The following is a 5553-nucleotide window of genomic DNA, read 5'->3' on the forward strand; positions in this document are numbered from 1 at the left end:
CGCCCGCACCCGGCCCGACCGGGACTGAGCCCGGCCGGGCTCAGCCCGCCAGCAGCGCGTCCACGCGCTGCGGCTCCAGGCCGTGCTCGATCACCATCACCGCCGCCCCGATCACCCCGGCCCACTCGCCGACCTGTGAGGACACGATGCTCAGGTCCTCGGTGGCCAGCGGCAGCGAGCGCTGGTAGATCACCTCGCGCACACCGGCCAGCAGGTGGTCGCCGGCCTGGGAGAGCGATCCGCCGATCACGATGATCGACGGGTTGAGCATGTTCACCGAGGCCGCCAGCACCTCGCCGATGTCCCGCCCGGCCTGGCGCAGCGCGCGCAGCACCGGCAGGCTCCCGCCCCGGGCCAGGTCGACCACGTCCAGTGCGCCGTGCGCCTCGATGCCCTGCCCGGACAGGGCCGCCGCGATCGCCGACCCGCTGGCCACCGCCTCCAGGCAGCCGCTGTTGCCGCACCGGCAGGGCACGTCCGCCCCGTGCGGCACCTGGATGTGCCCCATGTCCCCGGCGGCGCCCTTGGCGCCCCGGTAGACGCCGCCGTCGGCGATGATGCCGCACCCGATGCCGGTGGCGACCTTGACGAACAGCAGGTGCCGGGCCCGGCTCCAGCGGGCGAAGTGCTCGCCCACCGCCATGATGTTGACGTCGTTGTCGACCAGCACCGCGCCGGGCAGCAGCTCCCCGACGAACCCGGGCACGTCGAACCCGTCCCAGCCGGGCATGATCGGCGGGTTCACCGCGCGGCCGGTGTCGTGCGCGACCGGGCCGGGCAGCCCGATGCCGGTGCCCAGCAGCTCCTCCGGGGCGCGCCCGGCCTCGGCGAGCAGGGCGTGCCCGTGCTCGGCCACCCAGCCCAGCACCTCGGCCGGGCCGCGGGCGATCTCGATGTCGGCGGAGGTGTCGGCGAGGATCTGCCCGGCGAGGTCGGTCAGGGCCACCCGGGCGTAGGTGGCGCCCAGGTCGGCGGCGAGCACCACCCGCGCCCCCGGGTCGAACACGAAGGTCGTGGGGGGCCGCCCGCCGGTGGAGGCGGCCTCGCCCGCGGGGCCGATGAGCCCCCCGGCCAGCAGGGCGTCGACCCGCTGGGTGACGGTCGAGCGCGCTAACCCGGTGACCGCCGCCAGCTCCGCCCGGGTGCGGGGGCGGCCGTCGCGGAGGAGGCGCAGCAGGGTGCCTGCGCCGGGCGGGGCGGGCGGGGCGGACCCGGCGTCGGCGCGCCGGTCCCCCGTCTTCGTCAGCGCGTCTTCTGTCACACGACCAGTGAAGCACACGGGACTAATGCCGTGCGTCTCCCGGACTATTTCGGCCGGATTCGGCAACTTATGCTTGACCATCGACAGAAGTACCGCTTACCGTCCTCTTATGCGAGTGAGTCAGGTCACAGGAGGCGGCTACCGGGCCGCCGTCATCGGCGCCGGGTTCATGGGGCGGGTGCACGCCCGGGCGATCCGAGCCGGTGGCGGCCGCGTGGTGGGCGTCGCGGCCTCCACCCCCGAGCGCGCCCGCGCCGCGGCCGGCCCCCTGGGGGCCGAGCGGGCGTTCGACGACGCCGCCGCCCTGATCTCCGACGACGAGGTCGACGTGGTGCACGTGTGCACCCCCAACCACCTGCACGCCCCCCTGACCCTGGCCGCACTGGACGCCGGACGCCACGTGGTCTGCGAGAAGCCCCTGGCCACCGACGCCGCCGTGGCCGCCCGGATGGCCGCCGCCGCGGACGAGGCGGCCGAGGGGGACGGCGGCCGGGTGGCCTCCGTCCCCTTCGTCTACCGGTTCCACCCGATGGTGCGCGAGGCCCGCGCCCAGGTCGCCGCCGGGGCGGTGGGGCGGGTGCACCTGGCCCACGGCGGCTACCTGCAGGACTGGCTGCTGCGCCCCGACGACGACAACTGGCGGGTCGACCCCGACCTGGGCGGCCCCACCCGCGCCTTCGGCGACATCGGCTCGCACTTCTGCGACCTGCTGGAGTTCGTGCTGGGCGACCGGATCGCCGCGCTCAGCGCGCAGACCTCCACCACGCTGCCCCGCCGCGGCCCCGGCGAGGGCGCCCCGGTCGCCACCGAGGACCTGGTGGTGCTGCAGTTCCGCACCGGGGGCGGGGTCGTCGGCACCGGCGTGGTCAGCCAGGTCTCGGCCGGGCGCAAGAACCGGCTGCACCTGGAGGTCTCCGGCTCCGAGCACTCCCTCGCCTTCGACCAGGAGCAGCCCGAGGTGCTGTGGAAGGGCGGGCGCGAGCGCAACGAGGTGCTGATGCGCGCCCCCGAGGTGCTCTCGCCCGACGCCGCCCGGCTGGCCCGGGTGCCCTCCGGGCACCCGCAGGGCTACCAGGAGTGCTTCGACGCCTTCGTCGCCGACACCGCCGAGGCGGTCGCCACCGGCACCGCCCCCGACGGGCTGCCGGTCTTCGCCGACGGCCTGCGGGCCGCCCGGATCGCCGACGCGGTGCTGGCCTCGGCCCGCTCCGGCGGCTGGGAGGAGGTCCCCCGGTGAACGGCGGGCCGAAGGCGCCACTGCTGCGGATGAGCGGCGTGGGCAAGTCCTTCCTCGGCGTCCCGGTGCTGCACGGCGTGGACCTGCAGGTGCGCGCGGGCGAGGTGCACGCCCTGGTCGGGGAGAACGGCGCCGGGAAGTCGACGCTGATGAAGATCCTGGCCGGGGTGCACCGGGCCGACGCCGGGACGGTCGAGCTCGACGGCGAGCGGGTCGACTTCGCCCACCCGGTCGGCGCGCGCGAGGCCGGGGTGGCCACCGTCTTCCAGGAGTTCAACCTGCTGCCCGAGCGCACCGTCGCCGAGAACGTCTTCCTGGGCCGCGAACCGCGCGGGCGCGGGCTGCGCGCCGGGGTGGACGCGCGCGCGATGGCCGCCGAGACCGGGCGCCTGCTGGAGGACCTGGGGCTGACCGCCATCTCCCCGCACGCGCCCGTGCGCTCCCTGTCGGTGGCCGAGCAGCAGATCGTCGAGGTCGTCAAGGCGATGTCGCAGAGCGCGCGCATCGTCTCCATGGACGAGCCCACGGCGGCGCTGGCCGGGGCCGAGGTCGAGCTTCTGTACCGGCTGGTGCGCAGGCTCCGGGAGCGCGGGGTGGCGGTGCTGTACGTCTCGCACCGCCTCAAGGAGATCTTCGACCTTTCCGACCGGATCACCGTGCTCAAGGACGGCGCCAAGGTCGCCACCGCGGACACCGCCGACACCACCGGGGCCGACCTCATCCGCATGATGGTCGGCCGCCCGGTGAGCGCGGTCTTCCCCGAGAAGATCGCGGGCACCGAGGCGGGCGGCGTCCGCCTGGAGGTGTCCGGCGGCGGCAACGAGCGGCTGGACGGCATCGACCTCCAGGTGCGCTCCGGCGAGATCGTCGGGCTGGCGGGCCTACAGGGCAGCGGGCGCACCGAGATCGCGCACGCCCTGTTCGGCATCGACCGGTTCACCCGGGGGGAACTGCGCATCGACGGCGAGCGGGCGGTGCTGCGCTCGCCCCGCCGGGCGGTGCGCTCGGGCGTCGCCCTGGTCAGCGAGGACCGAAAGACGCAGGGCCTGGCCCTGCACCGGTCGGTCCTGGACAACGGGCGCCTGGTGCTGGACGCGGTGGCGCCCCGCCGCTCCCGCGCGCGCTCCGGCCGCCTGCCGGGCATCTTCTCCTCCCTGGAGCTGGTGGCCCGCTCCCCCTCCCAGGAGGTGCGCTTCCTGTCCGGGGGCAACCAGCAGAAGGTCGTGCTGGCCAAGTGGCTGGCCACCGACCCCTCGGTGGTGGTGCTCGACGAGCCCACCCGCGGCATCGACGTGGGCGCCAAGCACGCCGTGTACACGCTGGTGCGGCGGCTGGCCGCGGACGGCGCGGCCATCGTGCTCATCTCCTCGGAGCTGCCCGAGGTGCTCGGCCTGGCCGACCGGGTGCTGGTGCTGCGCGACGGCCGGATCGCCGGGGAGCTGCCCGGCGGCGTGTCAGAGGAGGCCGTGATGGAGATGGCCGTGGGCGGCGCGCCATGAGCCCCCGCCTGGGCACGACCGGGCTGGTGTACGTGGCGCTGCTGGCCATCCTGGCGGCCGGGGCGGCGCTGGCCGCCGCGCGCGGGCAGGAGCTGTTCACCACCGCCAACACCGTGGACCTGCTGACCCGCTCCAGCCTGCTGGGGTTCGTGGCGATCGGGCAGACGCTGGTCATCCTGTGCCGATCGCTGGACCTGTCGGTGGGCTACGTGATGGCGCTGTGCAGCGTGGTCGGCGCCACCGCGATGGCCGGGCAGACCTCCCGGATCTGGCTGGGCGTGGCCGCCGTCATCGTGGTGGCGGGGCTGATCGGGCTGGCGAACGGGCTGATCGTGACCCGGCTGGGGGTCAACGCCTTCATCACCACCCTGGGCATGGGCCTGATCATCAAGGGCTACCTGGACACCCGGTTCAAGGGCCCGGCCGGGGAGGTGCCGGCCGAGTTCCAGCTCTTCGGCTACACCCGCGTCGGCGTGGTGCCGCTGTCGTTCGCGGTGATGGCCGCCGTGGCCGTGCTGGCCGTGGTGTTCCTGCGCCGCACCCGCACCGGCGTGCACATGTACGCGGTCGGCGGGGACGCCGAGGTGGCGCGGATGTCGGGGGTGCGGGCCGACCGGCCGCTGCTCGCCGCGCACGTCCTGTGCTCGGTCACCGCCGGGCTGGCCGGGCTGCTCATCGCCTCCCGGTTCGGCACCGGCAGCACCCTGGTCTACTCCTCCGGCTACGAGCTGGAGTCCATCGCCGCCGTGGTGCTCGGCGGCACCTACCTGCTGGGCGGGCGCGGCGGGGTGGGCGGCACCGTCGCCGGGGTGCTCATCCTGGCCACCCTCGACACCGTCTTCAACGTGCTGGGCGTCGACCCGTTCTTCAAGGACGTGCTGCGCGGCACCATCGTCATCGCCGCCGTGGCGCTGTACGCCCGCCGCCAGGTGGACCGGGCCGCCACGCCGCCGCGGTTCGCGGCCCCGTCCCGCATCCCGCTCCTGAGAGGAGGACGGCCATGACCGCGACCGACACCCCCGCCGCCGGCGCCTCCGGCGCGCTCCGCCGGGCCGGCGCCGCCCTGGCCGGGGGCGGCGGCGGGACCGTGTTCGCCCTGCTGGTGCTGGTGTTCGCGGTGATCTTCGCGATCAACCCCGGCTTCGCCCGGCCCCCGTCGCTGCTGGCCTTCGCCCAGCAGGCCGCCCCGCTGGTGGTGCTGGCCGTGGGCCAGTACCTGGTGATCGTCTCCGGAGAGCTGGACCTGTCGGTGGGCTCCCTGGTCGGCGCGCAGGTGGTGGTGGCCGCCCGGCTGATCGACGGCCAGGAGCAGATGACGCTGCCGGTGCTGCTGCTCATGCTCGCCTTCGGCGCCGCCGTGGGCCTGGTCAACGGGCTGGTCACCACGGTGCTCAAGGTGCCCTCGATCATCGCGACGCTGGGCATGATGCTGGTGCTCTACGGCGCGGTGCGGCTGTGGACCGGCGGCGCCCCCACCGGCGCGCTGTCCGAGGCCTTCCGGGTGGCCGGGCGCGGCGACGCCGTCGAGCTGCCGCTCATCGGCGGCGGCCCGTGGG

At 75.2% G+C, this 5553-nt stretch carries 5 protein-coding genes; 4 read left to right on the forward strand and 1 reads right to left on the reverse strand.

What is annotated here, in order from left to right:
- Nucleotides 1-40 precede the first annotated feature (40 nt).
- Nucleotides 41-1261: an ROK family transcriptional regulator gene (locus D476_RS0129070; RefSeq protein WP_017627400.1), complete on the reverse strand. Its 1221-nt coding sequence runs from the start codon at nt 1259-1261 to the stop codon at nt 41-43.
- Between the two features lie 109 nt (nt 1262-1370).
- On the opposite strand from D476_RS0129070, the gene D476_RS0129075 reads away from it, so the two are divergent.
- The 4 genes from D476_RS0129075 to D476_RS34975 all read left to right on the forward strand — a co-directional run.
- Nucleotides 1371-2498: a Gfo/Idh/MocA family protein gene (locus D476_RS0129075; RefSeq protein WP_026123958.1), complete on the forward strand. Its 1128-nt coding sequence runs from the start codon at nt 1371-1373 to the stop codon at nt 2496-2498.
- 29 nt (nt 2499-2527) lie between these two features.
- Complete coding sequence (locus D476_RS0129080) at nt 2528-3997, forward strand: sugar ABC transporter ATP-binding protein (protein WP_192826446.1); 1470 nt, start codon at nt 2528-2530, stop codon at nt 3995-3997.
- Nucleotides 3994-5001, forward strand: coding sequence for an ABC transporter permease (locus D476_RS0129085; RefSeq protein ID WP_017627403.1), 1008 nt, complete (start codon nt 3994-3996; stop codon nt 4999-5001). The genes D476_RS0129080 and D476_RS0129085 overlap by 4 nt, the downstream gene beginning before the upstream one ends.
- Nucleotides 4998-5553: ABC transporter permease (locus D476_RS34975; RefSeq protein ID WP_017627404.1), on the forward strand; the 556-nt coding region annotated here is incomplete at its 3' end. The genes D476_RS0129085 and D476_RS34975, both read left to right, overlap by 4 nt.

It is taken from the genome of Nocardiopsis chromatogenes YIM 90109, assembly GCF_000341185.1.
In the GTDB taxonomy this organism is placed as follows: Bacteria; Actinomycetota; Actinomycetes; order Streptosporangiales; family Streptosporangiaceae; genus Nocardiopsis_A; species Nocardiopsis_A chromatogenes.

Bases quoted from the DNA above. Each gene is read 5' to 3' on its own strand.
- D476_RS0129075 (WP_026123958.1), top strand. From the start codon at position 1,371: ATGCGAGTGAGTCAGGTCACAGGAGGCGGCTACCGGGCCGCCGTCATC.
- D476_RS0129080 (WP_192826446.1), top strand. From the start codon at position 2,528: ATGAGCGGCGTGGGCAAGTCCTTCCTCGGCGTCCCGGTGCTGCACGGC.
- D476_RS0129085 (WP_017627403.1), top strand. From the start codon at position 3,994: ATGAGCCCCCGCCTGGGCACGACCGGGCTGGTGTACGTGGCGCTGCTG.